Origin of the sequence: Jannaschia helgolandensis (assembly GCF_900109285.1) — a bacterium.
GTDB lineage: Bacteria > Pseudomonadota > Alphaproteobacteria > Rhodobacterales > Rhodobacteraceae > Jannaschia > Jannaschia helgolandensis.
This window is the reverse complement of sequence record NZ_FNZQ01000004.1, coordinates 115,465-140,658: the sequence shown is the minus strand read 5'-3', so window position 1 is coordinate 140,658 and position 25,194 is coordinate 115,465. Positions and strand designations below refer to the sequence as shown.

General features: G+C 63.5%; 28 protein-coding genes. 12 read left to right on the top strand and 16 right to left on the bottom strand.

Annotated features, from left to right (window positions below; genetic code table 11):
* Window positions 1–18: 18 nt before the first annotated feature.
* From BMY38_RS11520 to fabD, 14 genes are all read right to left on the bottom strand, one after another.
* The gene (locus BMY38_RS11520; RefSeq protein ID WP_092762952.1) at window positions 19–636 is read right to left on the bottom strand and encodes a TetR/AcrR family transcriptional regulator; all 618 of its coding nucleotides are present in this window, start codon (window positions 634–636) and stop codon (window positions 19–21) included.
* Window positions 629–1,501, bottom strand: a complete 873-nt coding sequence (gene ppk2 / locus BMY38_RS11515; RefSeq protein WP_092762951.1) for a polyphosphate kinase 2 — start codon at window positions 1,499–1,501, stop codon at window positions 629–631. The genes BMY38_RS11520 and ppk2 overlap by 8 nt, the downstream gene beginning before the upstream one ends.
* Before the next feature lie 98 nt (window positions 1,502–1,599).
* The gene (locus BMY38_RS11510; RefSeq protein ID WP_092762950.1) at window positions 1,600–2,601 is read right to left on the bottom strand and encodes an alpha/beta fold hydrolase; all 1,002 of its coding nucleotides are present in this window, start codon (window positions 2,599–2,601) and stop codon (window positions 1,600–1,602) included.
* Window positions 2,576–3,490 carry a homoserine O-acetyltransferase MetA gene (metA, locus tag BMY38_RS11505; protein ID WP_092762949.1) on the bottom strand — a complete coding sequence of 305 codons (915 nt, stop codon included), beginning with the start codon at window positions 3,488–3,490 and terminating at the stop codon, window positions 2,576–2,578. Before metA ends, BMY38_RS11510 begins: the two co-directional genes overlap by 26 nt.
* Before the next feature lie 50 nt (window positions 3,491–3,540).
* Window positions 3,541–4,395, bottom strand: coding sequence for an ATPase (locus BMY38_RS11500; RefSeq protein WP_092762948.1), 855 nt, complete (start codon window positions 4,393–4,395; stop codon window positions 3,541–3,543).
* The gene (locus BMY38_RS11495; RefSeq protein ID WP_092763350.1) at window positions 4,392–5,330 is read right to left on the bottom strand and encodes a DMT family transporter; all 939 of its coding nucleotides are present in this window, start codon (window positions 5,328–5,330) and stop codon (window positions 4,392–4,394) included. The genes BMY38_RS11500 and BMY38_RS11495 overlap by 4 nt, the downstream gene beginning before the upstream one ends.
* 112 nt (window positions 5,331–5,442) lie before the next feature.
* Entirely contained in the window at window positions 5,443–6,558 is a 1,116-nt protein-coding gene (locus BMY38_RS11490; RefSeq protein ID WP_092762947.1) for an OmpP1/FadL family transporter, read from the bottom strand.
* Between the two features lie 167 nt (window positions 6,559–6,725).
* Window positions 6,726–7,613: a DMT family transporter gene (locus BMY38_RS11485; RefSeq protein WP_092762946.1), complete on the bottom strand. Its 888-nt coding sequence runs from the start codon at window positions 7,611–7,613 to the stop codon at window positions 6,726–6,728.
* Between the two features lie 6 nt (window positions 7,614–7,619).
* The gene (ccmE, locus tag BMY38_RS11480) at window positions 7,620–8,075 is read right to left on the bottom strand and encodes a cytochrome c maturation protein CcmE (RefSeq protein ID WP_092762945.1); all 456 of its coding nucleotides are present in this window, start codon (window positions 8,073–8,075) and stop codon (window positions 7,620–7,622) included.
* A 12-nt stretch (window positions 8,076–8,087) separates the two neighbouring features.
* Window positions 8,088–8,897: a glutamate racemase gene (locus BMY38_RS11475; protein ID WP_092762944.1), complete on the bottom strand. Its 810-nt coding sequence runs from the start codon at window positions 8,895–8,897 to the stop codon at window positions 8,088–8,090.
* A gap of 22 nt (window positions 8,898–8,919) precedes the next feature.
* Window positions 8,920–9,792, bottom strand: a complete 873-nt coding sequence (locus BMY38_RS11470) for a lysophospholipid acyltransferase family protein (RefSeq protein ID WP_092762943.1) — start codon at window positions 9,790–9,792, stop codon at window positions 8,920–8,922.
* Window positions 9,793–9,922: 130 nt separating this feature from the next.
* Window positions 9,923–10,156 carry an acyl carrier protein gene (locus tag BMY38_RS11465; protein WP_055086694.1) on the bottom strand — a complete coding sequence of 78 codons (234 nt, stop codon included), beginning with the start codon at window positions 10,154–10,156 and terminating at the stop codon, window positions 9,923–9,925.
* A gap of 157 nt (window positions 10,157–10,313) precedes the next feature.
* On the bottom strand, window positions 10,314–11,051 hold the full coding sequence (gene fabG / locus BMY38_RS11460) for a 3-oxoacyl-[acyl-carrier-protein] reductase (RefSeq protein ID WP_092763348.1): 738 nt from the start codon (window positions 11,049–11,051) through the stop codon (window positions 10,314–10,316).
* Window positions 11,052–11,078: 27 nt separating this feature from the next.
* Entirely contained in the window at window positions 11,079–12,017 is a 939-nt protein-coding gene (gene fabD, locus BMY38_RS11455) for an ACP S-malonyltransferase (protein ID WP_092762942.1), read from the bottom strand.
* Between the two features lie 319 nt (window positions 12,018–12,336).
* Between fabD and BMY38_RS11445 the strand changes: the two genes are divergently transcribed.
* The 5 genes from BMY38_RS11445 (at window position 12,337) to BMY38_RS11420 (ending at window position 17,144) form a co-directional block, all read left to right on the top strand.
* Window positions 12,337–12,948 (top strand): holin-associated N-acetylmuramidase, encoded by a 612-nt coding sequence (locus BMY38_RS11445; RefSeq protein ID WP_092762940.1) that lies wholly within the window; start codon window positions 12,337–12,339, stop codon window positions 12,946–12,948.
* Entirely contained in the window at window positions 12,939–13,448 is a 510-nt protein-coding gene (locus BMY38_RS11440) for a holin family protein (protein WP_092762939.1), read from the top strand. The genes BMY38_RS11445 and BMY38_RS11440 overlap by 10 nt, the downstream gene beginning before the upstream one ends.
* 146 nt (window positions 13,449–13,594) lie before the next feature.
* Entirely contained in the window at window positions 13,595–15,568 is a 1,974-nt protein-coding gene (locus tag BMY38_RS11435) for a heme lyase CcmF/NrfE family subunit (protein WP_092762938.1), read from the top strand.
* Window positions 15,565–16,017 (top strand): cytochrome c-type biogenesis protein, encoded by a 453-nt coding sequence (locus BMY38_RS11430; protein ID WP_092762937.1) that lies wholly within the window; start codon window positions 15,565–15,567, stop codon window positions 16,015–16,017. Before BMY38_RS11435 ends, BMY38_RS11430 begins: the two co-directional genes overlap by 4 nt.
* A gap of 350 nt (window positions 16,018–16,367) precedes the next feature.
* Window positions 16,368–17,144 carry an enoyl-CoA hydratase-related protein gene (locus BMY38_RS11420; RefSeq protein ID WP_092762935.1) on the top strand — a complete coding sequence of 259 codons (777 nt, stop codon included), beginning with the start codon at window positions 16,368–16,370 and terminating at the stop codon, window positions 17,142–17,144.
* Window positions 17,145–17,205: 61 nt separating this feature from the next.
* Here BMY38_RS11420 and BMY38_RS11415 read toward each other — a convergent pair whose 3' ends face one another.
* Window positions 17,206–17,820, bottom strand: coding sequence for a class I SAM-dependent methyltransferase (locus tag BMY38_RS11415; RefSeq protein WP_092762934.1), 615 nt, complete (start codon window positions 17,818–17,820; stop codon window positions 17,206–17,208).
* A 244-nt stretch (window positions 17,821–18,064) separates the two neighbouring features.
* Here BMY38_RS11415 and fabF point away from each other — a divergent pair, with 244 nt between their 5' ends.
* Window positions 18,065–19,318: a beta-ketoacyl-ACP synthase II gene (gene fabF / locus BMY38_RS11410; protein ID WP_092763346.1), complete on the top strand. Its 1,254-nt coding sequence runs from the start codon at window positions 18,065–18,067 to the stop codon at window positions 19,316–19,318.
* A 20-nt stretch (window positions 19,319–19,338) separates the two neighbouring features.
* Window positions 19,339–20,517, top strand: coding sequence for an endolytic transglycosylase MltG (gene mltG / locus BMY38_RS11405; protein ID WP_092762933.1), 1,179 nt, complete (start codon window positions 19,339–19,341; stop codon window positions 20,515–20,517).
* Window positions 20,518–20,635: 118 nt separating this feature from the next.
* On the opposite strand, the gene BMY38_RS11400 is transcribed toward mltG, so the two are convergent.
* Window positions 20,636–21,298, bottom strand: a complete 663-nt coding sequence (locus BMY38_RS11400) for an SH3 domain-containing protein (RefSeq protein WP_092762932.1) — start codon at window positions 21,296–21,298, stop codon at window positions 20,636–20,638.
* Between the two features lie 334 nt (window positions 21,299–21,632).
* Here BMY38_RS11400 and BMY38_RS11395 point away from each other — a divergent pair, with 334 nt between their 5' ends.
* From BMY38_RS11395 to BMY38_RS11375, 5 genes are all read left to right on the top strand, one after another.
* Complete coding sequence (locus BMY38_RS11395; RefSeq protein WP_092762931.1) at window positions 21,633–21,998, top strand: hypothetical protein; 366 nt, start codon at window positions 21,633–21,635, stop codon at window positions 21,996–21,998.
* Window positions 21,940–23,262 carry a DNA-packaging protein gene (locus BMY38_RS11390; RefSeq protein WP_245737580.1) on the top strand — a complete coding sequence of 441 codons (1,323 nt, stop codon included), beginning with the start codon at window positions 21,940–21,942 and terminating at the stop codon, window positions 23,260–23,262. Before BMY38_RS11395 ends, BMY38_RS11390 begins: the two co-directional genes overlap by 59 nt.
* A 68-nt stretch (window positions 23,263–23,330) precedes the next feature.
* Window positions 23,331–24,482, top strand: coding sequence for a phage portal protein (locus tag BMY38_RS11385; protein WP_092762930.1), 1,152 nt, complete (start codon window positions 23,331–23,333; stop codon window positions 24,480–24,482).
* Window positions 24,479–24,778 carry a hypothetical protein gene (locus BMY38_RS11380; protein ID WP_092762928.1) on the top strand — a complete coding sequence of 100 codons (300 nt, stop codon included), beginning with the start codon at window positions 24,479–24,481 and terminating at the stop codon, window positions 24,776–24,778. Before BMY38_RS11385 ends, BMY38_RS11380 begins: the two co-directional genes overlap by 4 nt.
* Window positions 24,779–24,821: 43 nt before the next feature.
* Complete coding sequence (locus tag BMY38_RS11375) at window positions 24,822–25,190, top strand: hypothetical protein (protein WP_139204704.1); 369 nt, start codon at window positions 24,822–24,824, stop codon at window positions 25,188–25,190.
* Window positions 25,191–25,194: the final 4 nt, after the last annotated feature.

Genomic DNA, 25,194 nt, shown 5'->3' with positions numbered 1-25,194 from the left:
CGTTCCGCCACCCGAGGATCAAGAATCCGGCGCGACCAACCCCAGTCCGCGCAGATAAATCCCGATCCCGGCCTCCAGCAGATCCTCGGGCGGGAAGGGGGCGTTTCCACCGGGGTTGCCGCGCGCGAACAGCTCTACCACGCCGTGCGACATAGCCCAGATGTGCGAAGAGAACATCGTCGCGGGCGGGCGGCGGTCTTCGGGGATGTGCTGCGACAGGGCCTCGGCGGCTTTCTCCAGAACGCCACGCGATCGACCGACGGCGCGCGACAATTCGGGCGTGGCATGGCGGGACAGGCCGGATTCGAACATCGCCATATAGTGGCCCGGATACTTGCGCGCAAAGGCCAGATAGGCGCGGCCCGTCGCCTCGAACGCCGCCAGGGCCGAGGGCTGGCCATTCTTGTAGGCGAAGTCCATCAGGTCGCCGAAAATCTCGTGCCCCTGTAATGCGCATTCGATGATCAGCTGTTCGCGACCCTCGAAATGCCGATAGACTGCCGCCGGGGTGACGCCTGCCTGCTTGGCCGCCTCGGACAGAGTGAACCCGGTCGGTCCTTTTTCGGTAATCAACGACAACGCGGCGTCGACCAGCGCCTGCCGCAGGTTACCATGGTGATAGCCGCGTTTAGGCACCGTTCAGCCAAAGCTCAGGCCGACCGGCGATCTTGTCGTCGATCCTTAGCGCCTTGTCGTCGCGTCCGGCGTAATCCACCTGTATCAGCACGCTGCGGATCGCGTTCAGGCGGGCGCGACGCTTGTCGTCTGAACGCACGACGGTCCATGGTGCGGTGTCGGTGTGGGTGCGCTCGAACGTCTCGGCGATTGCATCGGTATAGGCGTCCCACCTGGCCAGTCCCTTGACGTCGATCATCGACAGCTTCCACTGCTTCAGGTGGTCATCCTCGCGCGCGAGGAACCGGCGCAACTGCTCGGCGCGTCCGACATTCAGCCACAGCTTCACCAGTGTGATGCCATCCTGGGTCAGCATCGCTTCGAAATCGGGAGCCTGGTCGAAGAAAGTCTCGCGCTGCGCATCAGTGCAAAAGCCGAAGACCTTTTCCACGACGGCTCGATTATACCACGAGCGGTCGAACAGGACCATTTCACCCGCCGTCGGCAGATGTTCGACATAGCGTTGGAAATACCATTGCCCGGCCTCGGTTTCCGACGGTTTAGACAGGGCGACGGTGCGGGCGACGCGGGGGTTCAGGTTTTGGCGGAAGCGTTTGATCGTGCCGCCCTTACCGGCGGCATCCCTGCCTTCGAACACGACAATGACCCGCGCGCCGCTGTCCCGCACCCAGGCCTGACACTTGACCAGTTCGATCTGAAGCGCATTGAGCTGATCTTCATAGTCGTCCTTGTCCATCCATTCATCATACGGAAAATCATCGATCAGGATGTCCTTCTTGTCCGCTTTTTCAATGGCCTTGCGGATATCCTTCGGGGCCTCGTCCTCAAAGAACCTGGTTATGGCGGCGTCGAAGGGTTTGGACATACGGAACTCCTTTCCCGAGACATAGCGTGTGCCGCAACGGCGCGACAGTGGGTCTGCCTTCACGGCCCCCGGAATACTTCAGAAGCAAAGACAAAGTGTCAGCTGCGAACGGCGGCGCGGTCGATGGCGGCGACGACCGCTTCGGGGTCGGCGTGGTGCGGCATGTGGCCGATGCCGTCCAGAAGGGTCAGGTTGCCGTTCGGAAGCATGTCGATCAGGACGTTCGCATGAATGTCGACGGGAACGATGGTGTCGGCGGTGCCATGCACCATCTCGACCGGCAGGGTCAGGTCGCGATAGCGTTGTTCCATCGCGAGGACGTGGGGTTTCAACCCGTTTACCTGCCGCGCATTGGACCGCAGACCGTCGCGCCGCAGGATCAGTTGCGCGCCGACATGGGCGAAATACCCGTCGGGCATGGCATCGGGCGCAAAGATGCCTTCGGTAATGGCGCGCAGCCGGTCGATACTTACGGTGGCGGTCAGAAGGGGCACGGCGAGGGCGCCGCCCGGAGCGGAGGCATTGAGGGCATAAAGCGGTCCGAGGCCACCTTTCCAGCGGTTCGACGCGGCTGCCAGCAGGATCAGGGCGCGCGCAGGTTGGTCCAGACCCCAGGCCAGTGCGACGGTTCCGCCGAAGCTGTGTCCCAGCACCAGCGGCGCACGCCCATCGCCTTTCAGCGTGCCGATCTTGGCATAGGCCGTGGCCAGCAGGGCGGCCTGCTCGGCCGGGGATTCCGCTTCGGAGCTGAACACGGCGGCGTATCTGGGATCGGTATGGCCGGTATAGCCCAGACCGGGTCGGTCGAAGGCGATGCACCGATAGCGGTCCGACAACCGGTCGATCATGTCAAAGGTGAATTCCCGTGAACTGCCGGATGCCCCATGGATCAGGATCAAATCCGGGCCAACGCCACGCACAACCGCGTGGACAGGGACCGAATTGCCGTTGAACGTCACGTCCAGAATTTCACCCTCGGGGGGAAATGCGGCTTCGAAACGGGCTTCGCGCGCGGCGGCCCGGCGCTCCAGCGCGGTGCCTCCGAGTTTCGCGGCAAGGGTCGCCACCCCGCCCTTAACGGCCAATCTGCGAGATATCATAATGCGTGGTCTGGTAAATCTGGTTGATCCAGTTGCCATATAGAAGGTGCGCGTGACTTCTCCAGCGATTGAGCGGTTTACGTCGCGGATCGTCGTTCGGGTAGTAATGCCCCGGTATGTTGATCGGCGTGCCCATGGCGACGTCGCGTTCGTACTCGGTCTGCAACGTGTCGCTGTCGTATTCGAAGTGATTGAAGATATGCACGGCGCGGTGGGCGGTATCCTCGATCAGGCAGGGACCGGTTTCCTCGGACCCCAGCAGCACCTTCATGCCTGCCGCCTCGACCTCGTCGCGGCGCACTTCGGTCCAGCGCGACACCGGGATCACGCATTCGTCGGAAAACCCGCGCAGATAGGGCGACGACGGGTCTTCGTTCGACACCCGGAAACAGCCGAAAGCCTTGCGGTCCAGCATGTGTTTTTCAACCCCATGGAAGTGCCACGCCATCGCCATGCCGCCCCAGCAGACGCCAAAGGTGGAATGCACGTTGGTCTGGGTCCAGTCCATGATCTGCCGCAGCTCGTCCCAATAGGTGACCTCTTCGAACGGCAGATGTTCGATGGGTGCGCCGGTGATGACCAGACCGTCGAATTTCTCGTGCTTCACGTCCTGAAAGGTCCGGTAGAATTCCTCCATATGGGCGGGGGACGTATGACGCGACTGGTGTTCGGTCATGCGGATCAGGGTCAGATCGATCTGCAACGGCGTCGCGCCGATCAGCCGGGCAAACTGCGTTTCGGTCGTGATCTTCATCGGCATCAGGTTCAGCAGGCCAATCCGCAGCGGACGGATGTCCTGATGCGTGGCCGCATCTTCCGACAGAACCATCACGCCTTCGTCGTCGAGCACGTCATAGGCGGGCAGGTCGCGGGGCAGGGTGATGGGCATGGGTCGATCTGTGTCCGAAGGTCAGGAATAGACGGTGGGGAGGGGCAGAGTTAGGTTCGCCCGCGCCGTTTGCCAATGGCTTCGGCCACAAGCGCGGTCACATCGCTGGCATCCCGCGTTGTCGCCACGTCGGCGGCGGCCACCGTCACGCCCCAGTTGCGCGCCATCGCGGCGTATCGCGGATGTCGTGCCATGATGGCGTCGCGATAGGTCGCGATGGCGAATTCATTGGGGTCGACATCTTCGCCCCCGTGTCTGGCCCATTTTTCGTTCAGGAATTCCGGTCGATAGCACATCGGCTTGGGGTCGTGGGCAAATCGCGCGACCAGCGTTTCGACGTGATCGGGCGTGCCTTCGATCCAGACGGGCAGGGAATTCGCGGCCAAAGTCGCCATCACCGGATCTTCCGGGTCTTCGGGGTCGATGACTTCGCAGATGGACCCGCCGGTATCGCAGACGAAATTGTCATAGCCATAGATGTCGCGCGCCCGTTCGATGAAGAACGGCGTATCCAGCAGGGCGTTCACTTCGGCCCGATGGTGCAATTCCTGCCGCCGCGCGTATTCGTCGAAAGGCAGGCCGCCCCTGGCCGGATCGCCGGGTTGGCCCAGAAACGTCGCCAGCGGACTCAGGTTCCCGAAGGTGATGTTCGACCCGATATAGATGCTGTCGGTACGCAGAAGCTTGGCCAGAAACGGCTCCCGCATGGCGTGACGCTTGAGGTTGTCGTTGATGTGCTCGCCCATATAGGCGGTGCCGATGCGGTAATCGATGGAATAATGAAACCAATCCCCGTTGCCGCGCAGGATTTGCGACAGATGGGTCTTCCCCAGCCCGGACATGCCGAAAAAGGTGATGCGCTTGTCGGGGGCCTGCCGCCAGGCCTGCGGGCTGTCGTAGATCATCGCCGTGACGTAGCGCGCGCCCGCAATCGGTGCAACAGGCGGCCATCCATGATCAGAAGGCCAAGGGTCAGCAGGGCAAACCCGGCATAGACGTTGGGTGACAGAACCTCGCCGCGCACCCAGGCACCCAGAAGGATGGCGACAGGTGCGACCATCAGGGTGCAGAGCATGGTATTGCCACTGCCGGCGATGGCCAGCACGCGGAAATACAGCAGATAGGCGACTGCCGTGGCGATCACCGCGTAATAGGCGATGGCCAGGATCGTATCGGTCTGCTGCGGCATAACCGGTCCGTCGATCCACAGTGCCGCCGGGATCATCACCAGGCTGGAGCCGGTCAGCATTCCGGCTGCCGAAACCTGTGGCGCAAGGCCGCGCAGGTTCACTCGCGCCCAGACGCCCGCGAGGGCATAGCAGATAGTGCCCGCCACGACGGCCAGTTGCGCCGCCGAGCGAATATCGAAATTGGCAAGGTTTTCCAGACCGATGGCTATCGTCACGCCCAGAAATCCAAGGCCTACGCCGATGGCGCGCCGCACCGTCAGACGCTCGTCGGCAAGGAAGATCGCCGCGGCCAGAACGCCGAACACCGCGGTGCCCGCGTTCAGGATCGAGGTCAGCCCGGTTTCGATATGCAGCTGACCCCAGGCCATCAGGCTGAACGGCAGGACGTTATTGAGCAGCCCCATCATCAGCAGGGCGCCCCAGATGCGCGGATCGCGCGGCACCGGCAGGCGACGGATTGCGACATAGACCCAAAGGACCAGCGCCGCGATGCCCACCCGGAAGGCGACTGTGGTGACAAAGGGGATTTCGTCCAGCGCGATGCGGACGGCCAGAAAACTGCCGCCCCAGATGAAAGACAGCAGGATCAGTTCGACCCAGGCCCGACTGGACAGGGTGGGACCGGACAGGGTGGAGGAGGCAATGGTCATCACCGCCACCGCTACTGCTGCACGATCACCTGCACCACCCGGAACATGCACCAAACGCAAAGCGCCCCGTCGCGGAGACGGGGCGCTTCGGTCGTCAGGTGGTGCGGAAAGGTCAGAAGCTGTAACCGATCCTGAAGCCGACGCCTATGGCGTCGTTGTCCGTGAAGTCGGCGGCGGCGACCGGCGTAGCACCGGCGGTGCGCGGATTGCTGTCACCAAAGCGCGTGTAGTTGATACCCGCCGTCAGTTCGACATTCTGGATCGAGTAGGTCCCACCCACGGTCAGACCAAATTGCCCGTTCGTCGGCCCAAGCGGCGAGACCAGATCGTCGCCACCTTCCTCGTAGGTCAGCGAGATCGCGCCGGAGAACTGCTCGCTGAACTTGCGACCGACCCCGAGGGTCAGGCGGTAGAAATCGTCGATGTCGGTCAGGCTGCTGCCGCCCAGACCGGACGGGCGAACCTTCACTTCGCTATAGTCGGCCCAGCGCACGCCACCGAACACCAGCGTATCGGCCGCGACGCCGGTCTGGAAGTCGATGTTGAGGGCCTGCGGGGTGGTCAGCGGCGTGTCCGGACCAGCGGCCCTGGGCGCGCCACCGGGGCCGCTTTCAATGGTGTCGAGGGTATGGTCGATCTCGGAGAAGTAGGTCACCGCAACGCGCAGCGCGATCTCGGGGATCTCGTAGGCGGCACCCAACTGGTAGCCGAAGCCGGTATCGCCATCGAAATCGGCGGCGTAGCCCGCGGCCGGGCCGTATGCGGCACCGTTCAGCGTCACCGCGGCGTCGATATCCTGCGCCCGGATACCGCCGAGAACGCTGAAGCGATTGTTGATTTTGTAGCGAAGCATACCGGTGATGGAGCGCGAGTTGAGCGTGGCCGTGGTGCCACCTAGGTTCACGCTTCCGCCCACCGGATAGGCGATGTCGGCGCCGTAGGGCTGATCCACGATGATTGCGAAGGAAAGCTTGTCGCTCAGGTCCTGCTTATAGCCGAAAGAGCCTTGGAAGAAGTTATCCGCAACATCACCGCTGGCGCCTGCGCCCGCACCGATGTTCCGGTCCGTGCCGTCGACCGAAGGCGCGACATAGCCGAAGTTCAACTCGGCATAGGTGCCTTCCTTGAAGATGATGCCGGTGGCCTGGTTAGAACGATCCAGCCCTCCGGCAAATGCGCCGGACGTGCTGACGGTCGCCGCGACAACGGCGAGTGTGAGACGATTCATATGGTTCTCATCCCTTGTGGTGCCCCCCATGAAGGGGCATGGACCGAACGGCGAGCTTCCTCTTCCCGGCCGCACGGTTACTGATGACGAAAGCGATGGATTCTGCAGCGGATTCGGTCAAATAAGACCCTACGTCACAAATCTTACTAATTTGCTGCGGTCCTGAACTATGGCGCGCGCGCAACAATCTGACTCTTGGGCGGGCGGGCCAGGTGAAGATTGATCCAGGCCGCACTGAAAATCACTGTGCCACCGATCAGCACCATCGGATCAAGGGCCTCGGAATAGATCCACGTCCCGACGAGCGCGATCAGCGGCAGGCGCAGAAAATCGACCGGCATGATGGTGGAGGCCGGGGCCAGTCGCAGTGCGTTGGTCAGGCACCAGTGTGCGCCAAGTCCGGCCAAGCCGATGGCGATGACCCAGGCGACAAGCGATTCGTCCGGCACCGCGATGTCCCCGTCCCACCCGGCGGCGACCAGCCCGAACAGCAGTTGCAGCGACGTCAGCCAGAACAGGATGCCGGTAACCGTCACGGTCCGCGTCAGACGGCGGGTCAGAAGGTTGGTAATGGCGAAAAACACTGCGGCGATGCCGACGAACAGCAGGCCGATGGAGACGTTGCCCGAAAACGGCTGCGCCACGATCAGCACGCCTGCGAAACCTGCGACGGCAACCACGATCTGAGCACCGCGCACCCGTTCGCCCAAGACCAGCGGTGCCAGCAGCAGCACCCAGATCGGCGAAGTGAACTCGACCGCGAAAACCTGCGCCAGCGGGGCGATCGTGATAGCGAGGAACCAGAGGTTCTGGCCTGTGAAATGTGCCAGGTTGCGGACGATCTGCAACGGCATGTGGCGCAGGGAAACCTGACCCATCCGTCCGGTCGCGACGGCCAGCCCCAGAACTACCACAACGCCGGTCAGCGACCTGTAGAGCATGATTTCGAACGTATCGAGCGCAGGGCTGACGACCCGCCCAGCGATGGCCATCAGGCAAAAACTGGCCACACTGCCCAGCATCCAGAGCGCGGCCACAAAGGTCTGTGATGACATCCGGAGTCAGCTTCCGCTGGCCGCGTCGGGGTCCTGATACACACCCTGTTCCTTAAGCGCGTCGATCACTTCCTTTGGCATGTAGGTCTCGTCGTGGCGCGCAAGGATCTCGGTTGCCTGAAACGTCGCATCGACATACTGCCCGGTGCCGATCATGCCTTCGCCCTCGCCGAACAGGTCGGGCAGAACGCCGGTATAGGTAACGGGGACAGACGCGCCGCCGTCGGTGACGCGAAACGTGATCTGAGTGCCCTCGCCGCGGATCAGGCTGCCGTCTTCGACCAGGCCGCCGATGCGAAACACCTGGCCGGGCGGCGGCGGCGCGGCGGTTACTTCGCTGGGCGACATGAAGAACTGGATGCCGCCCCGGAAACCATAGCCGATCAGGGCCGTCGCCCCGGCCAGCGCGACAGCCGCAATCACGATGATCTGGATCCGGCGGGTCTTTTTCAGCGAACGCATCGGCGTGTATCCTCAGGCGGCATCAAACGACAGGGGGCGGCGCAGAAACTGCGTGGCGCGGGCCGAGACCTGTTCGGGATCGCCGGTCGTCAACATCCGCGAGACACCACCGCGCGCCATGTGGGGCCTGCGCGACAGGTAATCGGTAAGGCTGGCGGCGACAATATCCGCCTGACTGTACACGGTCACGTTTTCGCCAAGCGCGCGCTGAAACGCATCCTGCACCAGCGGGTAATGCGTGCAGCCCAGAACGGCGGCCTGCGGCACGGGCATCTTGCGGCGCAGGGCGTCGACGTGGCTCCGGACCAGCGCCTCGGCCAGGATCATGTCACCGTCCTCGATCGCATCGACGACACCGCCGCAGGCCTGAGCCTCCACGTCGACGCCGATGGCCCGAAAGGCCAGCTCGCGCTGAAATGCGCGACTGGCGACGGTGGCGGGCGTGGCGAACAGCGCGACCTGTTTCACATCGACTTCGCGCGGCGGAGAGTTGTCGCCCCAATTGCGTTCGGTCAGCGCCTCGATCAGCGGGACGAAGACGCCCAGCACGCGCTTGCCCTCGGGCACCCCCGCCTCCTGCATCCGGCGCAGGGCGGCGGCCGATGCCGTGTTGCAGGCCAGAACCACCAGATCGCAGCCCATGTCCCACATGTCATGGACGGCGGTGCGGGTCAGGTCGTGGATGGCCTCCGGCTCGCGCACGCCATAGGGCGCATGGGCATTGTCGCCATAATAGGTAACGGCAAGATCGGGCATCCGGCGCGTCACCGCATCCCAGATGGTCAGGCCGCCAAGGCCGCTGTCGAAGATGCCGACGCTCATGCGCGGGCCGGTGTCGTGGAATTCATGTGCAGCCCGCTTTCTGTTTATCCCAGTCGAAGCCCAATGCGGCATCCTCCTGCCCGGCCAGATAAGTCCTTGCGCGCAGAATCGCCATCAGATCTGCCTGATTTCCGGGAATCGCGGCGATTTCGCCGGGTGGCAGCGGTGCACCGACCGACACCCGAACGGGTCCGTCGACACGCGCCCTGAATTCGCGGACCAGAAGACCCATCCGCAGCGTTGCATGAATGTGGCTGGCAAGCTGGAACATGCGCGAATTCGATCCCTGAAAATGCAGAGGAACGACCGTCGCACCCGATTGCCGGATCAACTTCGCCGAAAACCCCCGCCAATAGGGATCGCGGGCCCGGCCGAACGGCCTCACCGGGGTCGAAACCGCACCGCCTGGGAAGACGCCGATGATGCCGCCTTCAGCCAGATAGGCCAGAGCACTCCGGCGCATGGAAAGATTGGTCGCCTGACCGGCCCGGCTGTCGTCGAAACTAACCGGCAGGATCGCATCAGCCAGATCGGGCGCACGCAGGAAAACGTCGTTGGCAACGATCTTGAACCCCTGCGGCCGCACCCGCGACAACAGCAGCGACAGCATCAGCCCGTCGAGGATGCCATAGGGGTGGTTGGCAACCACGACGACCGGCCCTTCGCGCGGGATCAGGTCCAGCGTTCCGCGCACGATATCGGGATACAATCCGTAGCGGCTGGCCATTTCCTCCCAGAAGATCGCGCCTTCGGCTACGGCGTCGTCATACCCACGCGCGCGACGCAACAGGGCATGGCGACCGGTCAGGATTTCCAGTCCGCGAATGACCATGCGGCCGCTCCGGGTCCGGGCGGAGTTCGCGTAGGTGATATCGCGGGCGACATTCGAGGTCATGTCCGGTTTCTAGCATCGGTGCGGGATGCGGTGCCATTCCAATCTGCGGGACAGGGATATGCAGACAGACATGCAAAAGGCGCCCCGTGGGGCGCCTTCGATCCAACGATCCGAAACGGATCGAATGGGATCAGGAGTTCGCTTTGATGAACGTCACCGCATCGCCGAATGTCTGGATCGACTCGGCGGCGTCATCGGGGATCTCTATCCCGAACTCTTCCTCGAAGGCCATCACAAGCTCGACGGTGTCGAGCGAGTCGGCACCAAGATCGTCGATGAACGACGCATTCTCGGTTACCTTGTCTTCCTCGACGCCCAGATGTTCGACGACTTTCTTGCGGACCCGGTCCTCGATGTCGCTCATGTCTCTACCTCATCTCGATGCCCGATTTCGGGCGGGTGTGCATGTCCGTGACCCCATGCCGGGTTGCCCGAAACGCCGGGCCTCGGGGTCGCCCCCGAATGTGTGCGCCGCCTATATCATGGAGGCGCAAGATGGCAAATCCTTTGTCCGGCGCGGCCTAGAGCATGGCCATGCCGCCGTTCACGTGAATCGTCGCCCCTGTGACATAAGCCGCTTCTTGGCTGGAAAGATAGGTCACGGCGGCTGCGATTTCGCCCGGTGTCCCCATTCGACCGGCGGGAATCTGATCGTTTATCTTGGATTTCTGGTCGTCGGTCAGCTTGTCCGTCATCGGCGTGGCGATGAAACCGGGGGCAACGGTGTTGACGGTGATGTTGCGCGACGCGACTTCATAGGCCAGCGATTTTCCCATGCCGACCATGCCCGCCTTGGACGCGGCATAGTTCCCCTGACCGGGGTTACCGGTTGCCCCCACGATGCTGCTGATGTTGACGATGCGGCCCCAGCGCGCCTTCATCATGCCACGCAACACGCCTTTGGACAGGCGAAATGCCGACGTCAGGTTGACGTTGATGACGTCGGCCCATTCCTCCTCGGACATGCGCATGAAGAGGTTGTCGCGGGTGATGCCGGCATTGTTGACCAGAATGTCGACCGATCCCATTGCCTCGATTGCCTGTTTGGGCAGGGCGTTGACGGCATCGGCATCCGACAGGTTGCAGGGCAGGATATGCGCCCGCTCGCCCAGATCGGAGGCCAGCGACTTCAGCGGTTCTTCGCGTGTGCCGGACAGGCCAACGGTGGCACCTTGACCATGCAGCGCGCGGGCAATTTCCGCGCCGATGCCGCCGGACGCGCCGGTAATCAGTGCGCATTTTCCTGTCAGATCAAACATCTGCTGGCCTTTCTTCATGTGAATGTCTCAAACCGACGCAGTTGCGTCTGCCACGTCCGAAGCCGTGCCGATGGCGCGCGTCGCGACACCCTTGTCGATGCGCCGGATCATGCCGGACAAAGCCTTGCCAGCCCCGATTTCCCAGACCTCGGTCACGCCCATCTCGACCATGCGGCCCACGCTTTCGCGCCAGCGGACCGACCCGGTGATCTGATCGACCAGCAGCGACCTGATCGAAGTGGCGTCCTGAACGGGCTGGGCCGTGACATTCGCGATCAGCGGCACGGAGGGGTCGGCGATGTCCACATCGTCCAGCGCCTCGGCCATGACGCGGGCCGCAGGTTCCATCAGATCGCAGTGGAACGGGGCGGAGACGGGCAGCAACATCGCACGCTTCGCCCCCTTGTCCCTGGCGATGACAAGCGCGCGCTCGACCGCTTCGCGGTGGCCCGACACGACGACCTGACCCGGATCGTTGTCGTTCGCGGCCTGACAGACCTGATCCTCGGCGGCTTCACGGGCGACGGACTGCGCCGCCTCGAAGTCCAGTCCCAAAAGGGCGGCCATCGCACCGATACCGACCGGGACGGCGTTTTGCATCGCCTCGCCGCGGATGCGCAACAGACGCGCCGCATCGGCCAGCGTGATCGACCCGGCGGCGACCAATGCGGTGTACTCGCCCAGACTGTGACCGGCCACGACGGCAGCGTGTTCAGCGACTGTAATACCTTCGGATTCCAGGGCACGCAGGGCGGCGATCGACGTGGCCATCAGGGCAGGCTGTGCGTTGCGGGTCAGCATCAGGTCGTCGGCTTCGCCAGACCAGATCAGGGCCGAAAGGTTTTCGCGCAGGGCGCTGTCCACCTCGTCAAACACGGCACGGGCCGTCGGATAGGCGTCGGCAAGATCGCGCCCCATGCCGATGGCCTGCGCGCCCTGACCGGGAAAAACGAATGCTCTGCTCATGATGTGCCCCCTTGTTTGCTAGCGGTTTACCGATGCCGGACGGCGGTGTGAACCCTGCACGTTCCGGTGCGATGACGCACACAAATACGGAATGGTCCCTGGGCGGGCTCTCGGGCCTCGACTGCATGCCGGACCAGCGCTGCTTGCATTCGCGACCTGCCCCGGCGTCATCGAACATCGACGTCGGTATGATCGCTGACGTTCATGGCCGCGATGTGCAGGTCCTCACGATCCCCGACCGTGCGCTGCCATAACGCTTCGTTAACCGTTCGACCCGAGCCTCTGGCTTTCACGCAATCAGAGCATGGGAGGTCGGGCCATGTTGTCGGTTCGTGCCATCGCAGAAGAAATCGTCGCCCGCGAGGGTGGCTATGTCAACGATCCGGACGATCCGGGCGGGGCGACCAATTACGGTGTTACCATCCATACGATGCGGGCGCTGGGACTCGATATCGACGGCGACGGGGATGTCGATACGGACGACGTGCGCGCCCTGCCACGCGCCCGCGCCGTCGACATTTTCATCGACAATTATTTTCGTCGCGCCCGGATCGATACACTGCCCGAGGCGTTGCAGGCCTCGGTCTTCGACATGCAGGTCAATTCCGGGGCCAATGCGGTCCGTATCCTGCAACGCCTGCTGGGGCGCATGGGGCATCGCGTCTCGGTCGACGGGCGCATCGGTCCCAGGACTGCCGCCGCCGCCCGTGCGGCGCAGGACGCCGCGCCGGATCACCTGGCCGACGCCTACGGCATCGCGCGGCGCAACTGGTACTATGCGCTGGCCGACCGGCGCCCGTCGTCGCGCAAATACGCCCGCCGCAGGGATGGCGGCAAAGGCGGCTGGATCACGCGAGCCGAGGCATTCATCTCGCCGCGCTATCACCTGACGGCGGCGGAGCATGCGGAAAGGACGGCGAAATGGGGGTAGTGTCGGGCATCGTCGCGGGCACAGGCGCGGTCGATGCGCTGGGCCGGGCGGCGCGGGGGGTGGCCGAAGTATTCCTGCCCAACGCGACCGACGGGCAGCGTCAGGGGGCCGAGGCGCAGAAAGCCGCACTGGAGCAGCTGGGCAGTGAGTTCGCGCTGGACCGGCGCGGTCTGTTCGACCGGTTCGTCGACGGGCTGAACCGTTTGCCGCGCCCGATGCTTGCAATGGGAACGCTGGGCCTGTTCGTCTATGCGATGGTCGACCCATTGGGGTTCGCCGCCCGGATGGGGGGGCTCGCCTATGTGCCCGACCCGCTGTGGTGGCTGCTTGGCGCGATCGTCGGTTTTTATTTCGGCGCACGGGAGATGCATTATCTTCGGGCACCCGCGACAGTCCCGATCCCCGTACGGCCCGAACCCGTGCAATCCGCCTGGATCGCCGGAGAGGATGATGACAGTGCAAATTCCGCGCTGAGCGATTGGCAAGCCGACCGCGACTGATCGGGTTGACGCGGAAGTGTCCAGTTGACGCGGAAGTGCCCAGTTGACGCGGAAGTGTCCAGTTGACGCGGAAGTGATCGTGCTCGCCTGTGACCGCCGGTCGCGCCCCATTGGCTGCGACCGGCTGTTGTCGTAAGGCAGGCCCCATGATTGCAGAACTTGGACACTTCGCCCTGATAACGGCCTTCGCGGTCGCCATCGTACAGATGATCGTGCCGATGATCGGCGCGTGGAAGGGATGGAGCGGATGGATGGCCGTCGCCAGCCCCGCTGCCTCCGCGCAGGTCGCTTTGGTAGGCGTTGCCTTTGCGGCACTGACCTATGCCTTCGTGACGTCGGACTTCTCGCTACGGCTCGTGGTGCTGAACTCCCATACCGACAAGCCGATGCTCTACAAGGTCACCGGCGTCTGGGGAAACCATGAGGGATCGCTGCTGTTGTGGGTGCTGATTCTCGCGCTGTTTGGGGCGACGGCGGCCTGGTTCGGGGGGCAGTTGCCCGCGACGCTCAAGGCGCGTGTTCTGGCCGTGCAGGCCAGCATCGGCGTGGCTTTTTATGCCTTCATCTTGTTCACGTCGAACCCTTTCATCCGCATGCCCGTTCCGCCCTTCAACGGTGAGGATCTGAATCCCCTGCTGCAAGATCCGGGCCTGGCCTTCCACCCGCCGTTTCTCTACCTCGGCTACGTCGGCCTCAGCATGTCGTTCAGCTTTGCAGTGGCTGCCCTGATCGAAGGCCGCGTCGATGCCGCATGGGGCCGCTGGGTCCGCCCGTGGACGCTGGCGGCATGGCTGTTTCTGACCGTGGGTATCGCGCTGGGATCGTGGTGGGCCTATTACGAACTGGGCTGGGGCGGGTTCTGGTTCTGGGACCCGGTCGAAAACGCCAGCTTCATGCCTTGGCTGATTGCCGCCGCCCTGCTGCACTCCGCCATCGTCGTCGAAAAACGCGAGGCGCTGAAGGCCTGGACGATCCTGCTGGCAATTCTCGCGTTCGGATTTTCACTCGTGGGGACGTTCATCGTGCGCTCGGGCGTGTTGACGTCGGTCCACGCCTTCGCCAACGACCCCGAACGCGGCGTGTTCATTCTGGCCATCCTCGGCTTCTTTACCGGCGGCGCGCTGCTGCTCTATGCGGTCCGCGCACCTGTGATGCAGGCCAAGGGCGTGTTCGGCGTGGTCAGCCGGGAATCGGCTCTTGTGGCCAATAATCTCCTGCTGGTGGTCAGCGCCTTCGTGGTCTTCACGGGCACTGTCTGGCCACTTGTGGCTGAACTGGCGTTCGGACGCACACTGTCCGTGGGGCCGCCCTTCTTCAATATGGCGTTCACCCCCTTCGTGATCGTTCTGGCCGCGATTCTGCCGGTGGGCTCGATCCTGCCGTGGAAGCGGGGGCGGGGCCGGGTGCTGCGCGTGCTCTGGCCCGTGGCCGTGCTGGCACTGGCAGTCATGGGACTGGTCTGGGCAATGCAAACCGGACGCAGCCTGGGTGGGCCGCTGGGTGCTGGCCTTGGTGTCTGGCTGTTCGCGGGTGCGGTGGTCGATCTGGCGACGCGCACGGGACGCGGGCGCTGGTCCGATCGTCTGGGTCGTGTCACGCGACTGCCGGGGGCAGACTGGGGTAAAGCGCTGGCGCACGGGGGGCTGGGTATCACCGTATTCGGTGTCGCCGCTCTGATCGCATGGCAGCAGGAAGGGATCGCGGTCCTCGACATCGGTGACCGGCTGACGGTCGGGAAATACGAAGTGGTACTGAACGACGTGACCCAGTTGCGCGGCCCGAATTATGTCGCCACCCGTGCCGATCTGACGGCTTGGGAAAACGGCCGTCTGCTGGGCGACCTGTTTCCGGAAAAACGTATCTATCCCGTCGCCCAGATGCCCACGACCGAGGCCGGGATCGACAGCAGCCTGACTCGCGACGTCTATGCCGTGATCGGCGATGCGCAAACAGGCGGCGGCTGGGCGATCCGGGTCTATATCAAACCCTTCGCCAACTGGATCTGGGGCGGCGCGATCATCATGGCGCTGGGCGGATTGCTGTCGCTGACCGACCGCCGCTACCGCGTGGCAGCAGGCGCGCGCAAGGCGCCCGCAACCGGTGGGGTGCCAGCGGAATGAGGGGGTTGGTCCTGGCCGCGCTGATTGCCGCCACTCCTGCGCTTGCCGTCGAACCGGGCGAGCAGTTGGACGATCCGGTGCTGGAGGCACGGGCCCGCGAGCTGTCGAAAGGATTGCGCTGTCTGGTCTGCCGGAACGAAAATATCGACGAAAGCGGCGCGGACCTCGCCGCCGAGTTGCGCATTCTGCTCCGTGAACGGCTGGTGGCGGGCGATACCGATACGGAAATCATCGATTACATGGTCGCGCGCTACGGTGAATATGTCCTGCTGAAGCCGACCATGACCGGGGTCAACATGATCCTGTGGATCGCGCCGCTCACCCTGTTTTTGCTGGGCGGTGCGGTCGCGGGCGTGGCGATCACGCGGCATCGTGGCACGCCCGCCGCCCTGAACCCAGAGGAAGAGGCGCGCTTGCAGGCTTTGATGGATGGCGACAGGCTGACCTGATAACTCGACTCTGCGATCCGCAGCCAATCGAGGCATGCCATCTGCCACGCGATGTGACCTTTTTTCTGAATGGTGTCTGCCGGTTCAGACATCTCCTGCGCAATCAGCTGGAATACGTTCCCGCGCATCGAAGCCTGCTGAGCGCCGTCTTGCGCGCCGCAGGTTTTTTGGCGCGGCACAGCGGGCGGAAGGGGCGCAGGCAGCGCGTGGAACGGGCCGAATACCGTCGCCCGACACCGACGCCGCGCGCGACGATCCGGGCTGTCGTGCCCTGATCCGTGCCGTCAGGTTCCGCTAGCGATGTGCAGCGGCCCGCCCTAGGGTCGCTGCGAACGTGGACGGAGACCCCTATGGACTATGAAACGATCCGGCTCAGCGAACGCGACGGTGTCGCAACGCTGACCCTGCAGCGCCCCGACGTGTTGAACGCGCTGTCGACTCAGATGCGCGCCGAAATCCTGCACGCCGTGCACGAGTCCGAAAAGACCGCCCGCGTTCTGGTGATGACGGGCAAGGGCAAGGCCTTCTGTTCCGGGCAGGATCTGGGCGACCGCGCCAATCTCAACACCCTGAACCTGGAACGCACGCTGCGCGACGAATACGAGCCGATGCTGATGGCGATTTTCGACTGCGCCATTCCCACCATCGCTGCCGTCAACGGCCCGGCGGCGGGGGCGGGTGCGAACCTGGCGCTGGCCTGTGACGTGGTGATCGCGACGGAATCGGCGGTGTTCCTGCAGGCGTTTACCCGCATCGGCCTGATCCCCGACGCGGGCGGCACCTACTGGCTGCCGCGTCAGATGGGCATGGCCAAGGCTATGGGTGCGGCGCTGTTCGCCGAGCCTGTCACCGCGCGCCAGGCCAGCGACTGGGGGATGATCTGGGAGGCGGTTGCGGACGAGGATTTCGCCGAGGTCTGGAACGAGCGGGCGACGCATCTGGCGAACGGCCCCTCGCTGGCCTACCGGAACGTCAAACGGGCAATCCGTGGATCGTTCGAGAACTCGCTGGCCGAGCAGCTGATGCTGGAGGCCAGGCTCCAGGGCGAAGCCGGTCATTCGCGCGACTTCAAGGAAGGTGTGATGGCGTTTCTGGAAAAGCGGCCGGCCAAGTTCGAGGGGCGGTAGATCGGTCTCAACTTGTAGTGCCTGGATGGCCTGAGCCAACGGGTGTGCGTCGCGGCTTCGGTCACTCTTTCAGTTTGAAAAGACTGAATTGGAAGGACTGCGGACTGCCCCATGGCGTCTGGTGCAGATCACGACGAGACGTCACGAGTTCGAACTTCGCGCCCAGAACCGCGCCGAGGCTCTCTGGGCTATATCGAACGACCGGCAGGCCGCTGCATTTTTCGGGGCCGTCCGGCGCAAAGGTGGCAATGATTGCATGTCCGCCGGGACGCAGGGCACGGCCAAGCCGATCGATGTAGGCGGCGCGATCATCCCTATCGACCAGGAAGTGGAATACGGCCCGGTCGTGCCAGAGATCGAAAGTCCTCTCCGGCGTCCATGTCGTGACGTCGGCGACGACCCAATCGATTGACTTGCCCGGCTCGCCGGTCTGCTGTCGCGCTCTCTCCACGGCGGATTCGGCGATATCCAGGACAGTCACATCACGAATTCCCAACTGGAGGAGCCGTTCGGCGAATTGCGATGTCCCGGCCCCCACATCGACGACGGACGCGATGGGGCCAGCCTGTTTGCAAAGTTCGAGGGAAATCTCGGGATCGGCCTGATGCCAGCTCAATTCGGTCTCGGTCTTCTCGTCATAGACCTTCTCCCAATGGCTCGTTCGATCCTGTGTCATGGAACTTCTCCTGTCTTGCAGCTCGCCTGGGGGCAGGCCGCTTGGGTATTGTCTGCATAGTATCGGATGGCCGCAATGTCCCGCCCTTGAGGTATTCCATCGACATGGCCGGTTCTGGTCCGAAATCGCATCCGCGTTTGTTTCGGGATGCGCCCACGCCCGCCGCCGCCGCATCACCATGCCTTGAGAGGGGGGGCATCGCAGTGTATCAGCCCCTAAAGACTTGGAGGTAGGGCAGATGCAGATGCGCCGTGTCGTCGTGACAGGACTGGGAATGGTGACGCCGCTGGCCAGCGGCGTTGAGGAAACGTGGCGGCGACTGATCGATGGTGAGTCCGGGGCCGGACCGATCACGCGGTTTGACGCGAGCCATCTGGCCACGACCTATGCCTGCGAGATTCCGCGTGGCGATGGCAGCGACGGCACATTTAACCCTGACGACTGGATGGAGCCGAAGGAGCAGCGCAAGGTCGACGACTTCATCCTGTACGGCATGGCGGCGGCGGTTCAGGCAGTCGAGGACAGCGGCTGGCAACCCGGCGAGGAAGGCAAGCTGCGCACCGGCGTGATGATCGGGTCGGGTATCGGCGGGTTGCAAACCATCGCGGAAACCGCTGTTTTGCTTAAGGAACGTGGGCCGCGGCGGGTGTCGCCATTCTTCATTCCGTCGGCTTTGATCAACCTCGTCTCCGGTCAGGTTTCGATCCGGTATGGCTTTAAAGGCCCGAACCACGCGGTCGTCACCGCCTGTTCGACGGGGGCGCATGCCATTGGCGATGCGTCGCGTCTGATCGCACTGGGCGATGCGGATGTGATGATCGCGGGCGGAGCGGAAAGCCCGATTTCCGAGATTGGAATCGCCGGTTTCAACGCCTGCAAGGCGCTCTCGACCAAGTGGGGCAACGATCCGACCAAGGCCTCGCGCCCCTATTCCGAAGACCGCGACGGCTTTGTCATGGGCGAAGGCGCGGGCGTCGTCGTGCTGGAAGAATACGAACATGCCAAGGCGCGCGGCGCAAAGATCTACGCCGAGGTTCTGGGCTATGGCATGTCGGGCGATGCCTATCACATCACCGCGCCCAGCGAGACGGGCGACGGGGCCGAACGGTCGATGCGCGCCGCGCTGAAGAACGCCGAAATAAAGGCGGGCGATGTGGATTACATCAATGCGCACGGCACATCGACGATGGCCGACACGATCGAATTGGGCGCGGTGGAGCGTTTGCTGGGCGATCACGCGGCGAATGCCACGATGTCATCGACGAAATCCGCCATCGGGCATCTTTTGGGGGCAGCTGGAGCGGTCGAGGCGATCTTCTGCATTCTGGCCCTGCGCGATCAGGTTGCGCCGCCGACGCTGAACCTAGATACGCCTGCGGTAGAGCCCAAGCTGTCGCTTGCGCCGAAAGTGGCCGAGAAGCGGAAGGTCGACGTGGTCTTGTCGAACTCCTTCGGCTTTGGTGGCACAAACGCATCGCTCGTCATGGGCAAGCTTTAACTTCGAGGCATAAATATCTGATGTGGAAGCATATTGCCGCCAACGCGCTGACCCTTGGCGTCGTTTTGATCGCTGCGCTAGCCGGGATTATCCAGATCGGGAAATCCAGATGGGCCGAGCCGGGACCGCTGGAGTCCGCGACCTTTTTCGAAGTGCCGCGCGGATCAAATATGCGCGAGGTCTCGACCCGTCTGGCCGAGGATGGCATCGTGTCTTCGGGAAGCATCTTCCGCATAGGCACCGGCTATGCCGAGCGGGACGGCGACCTGAAGTTCGGAACCTACGAAATCCCCTCCGGGGCTTCCATGCCCGAAGTTCTGGACATCCTGACCGCCGGAGGGCCGTCGGTGTTTCCATACACGGTTACCTATATGGTGCGGCAGACCGACCCGGAAATCCGGGTACGGGAACGGATACCGGGGCAGGACCAGCTGATCGAGATCGCAACCTTTGCGCCCGGAGACGAGGTGCCGGAGGATTACGCCGCGCTTCTGGAGCGTGGCGTTCCGATCACCTGGCGTGTATCTGTGGCACCGGGACTGACATCCTGGGATATCATTAACGGCCTGGAATCGGTCGACTTTCTGGATGGCGCGGATATGCCGGTGCCGCCCGAGGGAACGCTTGCGCCCGATACCTACGACGTGGCGCGGGGGTCGTCGGCCGAGGAGTTGGTGAACCGCATGCGCGTCTCGCAGGAGCGCATTCTGGCGGATGCCTGGGCCAGCCGTGCCCCGAACCTGCCGATCACCTCGCCCGAGGAAGCGCTGATCCTGGCGTCCATCATCGAGAAGGAAACGGCCATCGCGGAGGAGCGACGTCGCGTGGCGGCGGTGTTCATAAACCGTCTGAACCAAGGGATGCGCCTGCAAACAGACCCGACGGTGATCTATGGTATCACCAAGGGTGAGGGCGGTCCGCTGGGACGGGGCATCCGGCAATCGGAATTGCGGGCCGAAACGCCTTACAACACCTATGTGATTGACGGTTTGCCGCCGACGCCCATCGCCAACCCCGGTGCCGAAGCGATCCGCGCGGCACTGGACCCGGAACAGACGAACGAGATATTCTTTGTGGCTGATGGGACTGGCGGACACCTCTTTGCCGAGACGCTGGCCGAACATAATCAGAATGTCGCGGCATGGCGCGCGATCGAGGCGGCACGGGAGGCCGCGGAAGGCGCGCAGACCGGCAATTGAGATTTCAAATGTCTGACATTTGAAGTCTCGTCGGAAAACGGATCAAATGTCAGACAATTGGTCATGACGTGCGAAAGGGCAGCCATATGGCTGCCCTTTGCAGTTTTCCGAAGGTGAATCAGCGTACGATGCGAACGATGGTGCGGTTCTCGGGGTTCACCAGAACCGGGCTACCGTTGAGGTTGACGTAAGCCAGTTCACCGTCCTGAACGGGAACGAGCGTGACCTCGGCAGGCAGGGTGGCCCCGGTGACAACTTCGCCCTGCACGTAGATCGGCTGGATGGGGTTCTGCTGGACGTAGGTCACGGTCTCTTCCTTGACCTCGACGCCTGCTGCGGCACCCAGAGCGGAGCCGATGAGGACACCGCCAACGATCGCAGCGGGACCACCGATGGCAGTTGCAGCAATGGCCGCACCGGCGCTGCCGCCGATGAAGGCTTCGTCGCCGTTGTTGCTTTCGTCATAGGTGACGGTTTCGACGGTCGTGACGGTGGCGGAGGGCAGGGCGACCATCTGTTCTTCTTCGGTCACGACAAGATAGGGCGCATAGGCATAGCCCGTCTCGCCTTCATAGGTGACCTCGCACCAGGAGCCACCTTCGACGCAACCAGTGACGTCGACCATGGCTTCTGCGGGCAGGGTGCTTCTGATGACGTAGTTTTCGCCGGGACCGACGCGCAGATTGAGATCGGTAGCGACCTGGGCCTGAGTCTGGGCCAGGACGGGTGTGGCGGCAATCAGCGCTGCGGCGCTGACGGCGGAAAGAGTACGGTAGGTCATATGATGCTCACTTAATTGTTTGCAGGCACGTCCGGACATCCGGACGCCATCGCCGAAGCGACGCGATGACAACAGGCGAGATGCTGTGGCGTTCCCTGATATGCGATAACGGGATGCTGCAATTCTGAAACCATCATGAAAAATGTTTAATAAAACAAAGTGTTGAAAGATAAGTATGCGGAAATGCAGAAATCCTGTTGACCCACCGAACGCTCAAAAACATCTTTAGGGCAAGCTGGAAGAAGTGGGCGAGGCGGCACGGGTGACACCCCGGTCGCCTTTTTCGTTTCTGCCGACGTGCGGACCAAACCGAAACTGCACGGAGCTTGAAGATATGGACAGTGAACAAATGATCCACCCGTCCGAAGAGGCGGATATCGACACGCGGACACGGGCGGAGGGCGCATTTCTGAGCATGCTCGCCCTTCGCAAGATACTTCAGGGAAGCCTGGACGCGCTTAAGGACAAGCCTTTGGCCGAGCTGGAGATTGCCGGGCTGGCAACGCTTCACAAGGATTTGGGCAAGGCCGTTCAGATGATCCTGGTGGAAGAAGGGAAGGTGGAAGATGCGCTATGCACCCAACGAGGAGGAGACGGGATCGACCTTGACGCGGCACGCGCTGAGATCGGGCGCCGTCTCGATGGCATCCGCGCCCATCTGGATGCGGGAGAGATTTCTGGAGCAACTGGAAGCGAATGAGCTTCAGGCACTGCCGTATCTTTTCGACTTCTGGGCTTTGGACCATCAACTGCCACCCGAGGGTGATTGGCGCACCTGGGTCATTCTGGGCGGTCGCGGCGCGGGCAAGACCCGCGCCGGGGCCGAATGGGTGCGCGCCCAGGTCGAGGGTTCGCGGTCGTTACAGGCAGGGGTTGCCCGCCGGGTGGCGCTGGTAGGGGAAACATACGATCAGGTGCGGGACGTGATGATCGAGGGGGAGAGCGGCATTCTGCGCTGCACGCCCCCGGATTGGCGCCCGCAGTGGAAAGCCACAAGCCGCAAGTTGGTCTGGCCGAACGGAGCCGAGGCGCAGGCGTTTTCGGCGCATGATTTCGAGGCGCTGCGCGGGCCGCAGTTCGACGCGGCCTGGGTCGACGAGCTGGCCAAGTGGAAATCGGCGGAAGATGCGTGGGACATGTTGCAGTTCTGTCTGCGGCTTGGAAACAATCCGCAGGCCGTGGTGACGACGACACCCAAGAACGTGCCGGTTCTGAAGGACATCCTGGCGCGGAAATCGACGGTGATGACGCATGGCGCGACGGAAGTGAACCGGGCCAATCTGGCGCGCGGATTCCTGACGGAAGTGATGGAACGCTATGGCGGGACGCGGATGGGGCGTCAGGAGCTGGACGGTCTGTTGCTGGAGGATATCGAGGGGTCGTTCTGGTCGACGCCCCTACTGGATGCGTTGCGTGTGGATGAGGTGCCGGCGTTCGACAGGATCGTGATCGGCGTGGACCCGGCGGTGTCATCGGGCGGGACCGCGGACGAGACCGGGATCGTGGTCGTGGGCGCGGTTACGTCAGGACCGCCACGGGACTGGACAGCCTGGGTTCTGGAAGATGCGACGGTCTCGGCGGCCAGCCCCAGCGAATGGGCGAAGGCGGTGGCGGATGCCTATGACCACTGGGGCGCGGACCGGGTGGTCGCGGAAGGCAATCAGGGCGGCGAGATGATCGAGGCGGTGCTGCGGCAGGTCGCGCCGACCGTCAGCTATCGCAAGGTGATGGCGCGCAAGGGCAAGGCCGCGCGGGCCGAGCCGGTGGCGGCGCTGTATGAACAGGGCCGGGTGCGGCACCTGCGGGGGCTGGGGCCGCTGGAGGATCAGATGTGCCGGATGGCCGTGGGCGGATATCGCGGCAAGGGATCGCCGGACCGCGTGGACGCGCTGGTCTGGGCACTGTGGGCGGCACTGCTGGACCCGGACCGCACGCGGTCGGGACCGAGACTGCGGCAGTTGTAATCGACGGAACATGGAAGAATGGGGGCCCGGCGGGGCCCTTTCTTTTTGGCAAGACGGAAGGACGACCGATGTTCGGATTTGGGCGAAAGGACGGGGGCGGCGCGCCCGAGGTGAAGGCTTCGGCGACGGGACGGCTTGCCGCGATGGGATCGGCCGGGCGCGCGGTCTGGTCATCGCGGGATACCGGCACGCTGACGCGGATGGGGTTCACCGGGAACCCGGTCGGGTTTCGCGCCGTGAAGTTGATTGCGGAGGCGGCGGCGTCGGTGCCGCTGACCTGTGCGGACCACGAAGGGCGGCTGGACATGCACCCTGTGCTGGGACTGCTGTCGCGGCCCAATGGCGCACAGGGACGGGGCGAGTTTCTGGAGGCGATGTTCGGGCAGTTCCTGTTGACCGGCAATGCCTATGTCGAGGCGGTCGGGCCGGACGGTCTGCCGCTGGAATTGCATGTGCTGCGGTCGGATCGGATGGCGGTGGTGCCGGGATCGGACGGCTGGCCGGTGGCGTATGATTACACGGTCGGGGGCCGGGTACATCGGTTTCGCGTCGGCGAGACCTCACCGATCTGCCACGTGCGGGCATTTCATCCGCAGGACGATCATTACGGGTTGTCGCCGTTGCAGGCGGCGGCGAATGCCATCGACGTGCACAATTCTGCGTCGCGCTGGTCGAAGGGCCTGCTTGATAATGCTGCGCGTCCTTCCGGGGCGATCGTCAATTCCGGTGAGGGTTTGACCCAGGAGCAGTTCGACACGCTGGCGTCCGAGATGGAGGCGCAGCATCAGGGCGCGCGTAATGCCGGGCGGCCGATGCTGCTGGACGGTGGTCTGGACTGGAAGCCGATGGGATTCAGCCCGTCGGACATGGAATTCCAGAAGACCAAGGAGGCCGCGGCGCGCGAGATCGCGATGGCCTTCGGGGTGCCGCCGATGATGCTGGGGATCCCCGGCGACGCGACCTATGCCAATTATGTCGAGGCCAACCGGGCGTTCTACCGTCTGACGGTTTTGCCGCTTGTGGCAAAGGTCTGCGAAGGATTGGCATACTGGCTGGGCGAACATGCAGGCGAGAGCCTCACCCTGTCGGCAGATCGCGACCGTATTCCCGCATTGCAGGCCGAGCGCGACGCCGAATGGAGCAGGATCGCGTCGGCCACGTTCCTGACGGACGCCGAAAAGCGCCGGATGCTGGGGCTGCCCCCGGCAGAGGATGCATGACGGCGGGCCGGACCGGCGGGTCCAGGTTTCTCTACGCACCGTTTTCCGACACCGAGGCGGCATTTCGGCGCGCGGAGGAGCGGCTGGCGGCGGTCGAGACGGCAGCTGCACGTCTGGAGACGTATCGGGCCGTGAACGAGGAAAAGCAAAAGCGCCTGGAGACGCACTTCAGTCAGATCGACAAGCGGCTTGATCGGATTGATGCGCTGATCTCGCGTCTGGTGTGGCTGATCCTCGCGGCGATCATCGGGGGATTTATGTCCTTCGTTTTGAAAGGAAACCTTCTCGGTGTCTAACATAGCGAAAGTAACGCGGGCTGCGTTGGTGCTGGGGATGAGCATGGCGCTTACACCCGCGGTGTTCACCGTTGGACCGTTGCTGGAGAGCCGGTTTTTCCCTGTCGTGTCACGGGCGGATATCTTCGATCAGGCGTCGGAGGCGGATGGGGTGATATTCCACGTCCGGTTTCGCAAAATGCGTCAGTGCGAATTTCTGGGGCTGGCCTGGTACGAAGGACCGGTGCGACGGTTGGTCGAATTCCAGCCGTCCGTGACGGAAGTTGTGCCGGTGAGGACACGTCCCAAGGGGTTTCAGCAAGCGGGCCCATGGCGGATCGGGGGGCTTCGCAGCCTACGCGGCACACGGGCCTATGCATTGCACAGGTGCCACCCGCTCTGGATCACGATCACGGATTTCTTTGAGGGCTGAGGCG

Bases quoted from the DNA above. Each gene is read 5' to 3' on its own strand.
- ppk2 (WP_092762951.1), bottom strand. From the start codon at position 1,501: ATGTCCAAACCCTTCGACGCCGCCATAACCAGGTTCTTTGAGGACGAG.
- BMY38_RS11510 (WP_092762950.1), bottom strand. From the start codon at position 2,601: ATGATATCTCGCAGATTGGCCGTTAAGGGCGGGGTGGCGACCCTTGCC.
- metA (WP_092762949.1), bottom strand. From the start codon at position 3,490: ATGCCCATCACCCTGCCCCGCGACCTGCCCGCCTATGACGTGCTCGAC.
- BMY38_RS11500 (WP_092762948.1), bottom strand. From the start codon at position 4,395: ATGATCTACGACAGCCCGCAGGCCTGGCGGCAGGCCCCCGACAAGCGC.
- BMY38_RS11495 (WP_092763350.1), bottom strand. From the start codon at position 5,330: ATGACCATTGCCTCCTCCACCCTGTCCGGTCCCACCCTGTCCAGTCGG.
- BMY38_RS11490 (WP_092762947.1), bottom strand. From the start codon at position 6,558: ATGAATCGTCTCACACTCGCCGTTGTCGCGGCGACCGTCAGCACGTCC.
- BMY38_RS11485 (WP_092762946.1), bottom strand. From the start codon at position 7,613: ATGTCATCACAGACCTTTGTGGCCGCGCTCTGGATGCTGGGCAGTGTG.
- ccmE (WP_092762945.1), bottom strand. From the start codon at position 8,075: ATGCGTTCGCTGAAAAAGACCCGCCGGATCCAGATCATCGTGATTGCG.
- BMY38_RS11475 (WP_092762944.1), bottom strand. From the start codon at position 8,897: ATGAGCGTCGGCATCTTCGACAGCGGCCTTGGCGGCCTGACCATCTGG.
- BMY38_RS11470 (WP_092762943.1), bottom strand. From the start codon at position 9,792: ATGACCTCGAATGTCGCCCGCGATATCACCTACGCGAACTCCGCCCGG.
- BMY38_RS11465 (WP_055086694.1), bottom strand. From the start codon at position 10,156: ATGAGCGACATCGAGGACCGGGTCCGCAAGAAAGTCGTCGAACATCTG.
- fabG (WP_092763348.1), bottom strand. From the start codon at position 11,051: ATGTTTGATCTGACAGGAAAATGCGCACTGATTACCGGCGCGTCCGGC.
- fabD (WP_092762942.1), bottom strand. From the start codon at position 12,017: ATGAGCAGAGCATTCGTTTTTCCCGGTCAGGGCGCGCAGGCCATCGGC.
- BMY38_RS11445 (WP_092762940.1), top strand. From the start codon at position 12,337: ATGTTGTCGGTTCGTGCCATCGCAGAAGAAATCGTCGCCCGCGAGGGT.
- BMY38_RS11440 (WP_092762939.1), top strand. From the start codon at position 12,939: ATGGGGGTAGTGTCGGGCATCGTCGCGGGCACAGGCGCGGTCGATGCG.
- BMY38_RS11435 (WP_092762938.1), top strand. From the start codon at position 13,595: ATGATTGCAGAACTTGGACACTTCGCCCTGATAACGGCCTTCGCGGTC.
- BMY38_RS11430 (WP_092762937.1), top strand. From the start codon at position 15,565: ATGAGGGGGTTGGTCCTGGCCGCGCTGATTGCCGCCACTCCTGCGCTT.
- BMY38_RS11420 (WP_092762935.1), top strand. From the start codon at position 16,368: ATGGACTATGAAACGATCCGGCTCAGCGAACGCGACGGTGTCGCAACG.
- BMY38_RS11415 (WP_092762934.1), bottom strand. From the start codon at position 17,820: ATGACACAGGATCGAACGAGCCATTGGGAGAAGGTCTATGACGAGAAG.
- fabF (WP_092763346.1), top strand. From the start codon at position 18,065: ATGCGCCGTGTCGTCGTGACAGGACTGGGAATGGTGACGCCGCTGGCC.
- mltG (WP_092762933.1), top strand. From the start codon at position 19,339: ATGTGGAAGCATATTGCCGCCAACGCGCTGACCCTTGGCGTCGTTTTG.
- BMY38_RS11400 (WP_092762932.1), bottom strand. From the start codon at position 21,298: ATGACCTACCGTACTCTTTCCGCCGTCAGCGCCGCAGCGCTGATTGCC.
- BMY38_RS11395 (WP_092762931.1), top strand. From the start codon at position 21,633: ATGGACAGTGAACAAATGATCCACCCGTCCGAAGAGGCGGATATCGAC.
- BMY38_RS11390 (WP_245737580.1), top strand. From the start codon at position 21,940: ATGGCATCCGCGCCCATCTGGATGCGGGAGAGATTTCTGGAGCAACTG.
- BMY38_RS11385 (WP_092762930.1), top strand. From the start codon at position 23,331: ATGTTCGGATTTGGGCGAAAGGACGGGGGCGGCGCGCCCGAGGTGAAG.
- BMY38_RS11380 (WP_092762928.1), top strand. From the start codon at position 24,479: ATGACGGCGGGCCGGACCGGCGGGTCCAGGTTTCTCTACGCACCGTTT.
- BMY38_RS11375 (WP_139204704.1), top strand. From the start codon at position 24,822: ATGGCGCTTACACCCGCGGTGTTCACCGTTGGACCGTTGCTGGAGAGC.